1 rRNA gene is annotated in these 408 nt (G+C 52.0%); it reads left to right on the forward strand.

The features are described from left to right. Positions 1-408, forward strand: a 16S ribosomal RNA gene (locus CIL03_RS19490); the annotation flags it as partial.

Consider the following 408-nt stretch of genomic DNA (forward strand, 5'->3'; position numbering starts at 1 on the left):
TACGTCATCAAACCGGATTAGATACCCTTGTATTCCACACCCTAAACTATGCAGACTAGCTATCGGGAGCATCGACCCTTCCGGTGGTAAAGCTAACGCGTTAAGTTTGCCGCCTGGGAAGTACGGCCGCAAGGCTAAAACTCAAAGGAATAGGCGGGAATTCGCACAAGCAGTGGATCATGTGGTTCAATTCGACTCTAAGCGAGAAACCTCACCAAGGCTTGACATCCAGATGCAAACCCTAGAAATAGGGTCGCCTTCGAGGGTTCTGGACAGGTGCTGCACGGCTGTCGTCAGCTCGTCGCATGAGCGGTTTCCTTAAGTGGATTAACGAGCGCAACCCCCGTTGTCTGTTATACGTGTCAGACGAGACTGCCTTCGTAAGGAGGAGGAAGGTGGGGATGACGT

The sequence above is a fragment of the Virgibacillus indicus genome (assembly GCF_002266285.1).
GTDB classification, from domain to species: Bacteria; Bacillota; Bacilli; order Bacillales; family Amphibacillaceae; genus Virgibacillus_K; species Virgibacillus_K indicus.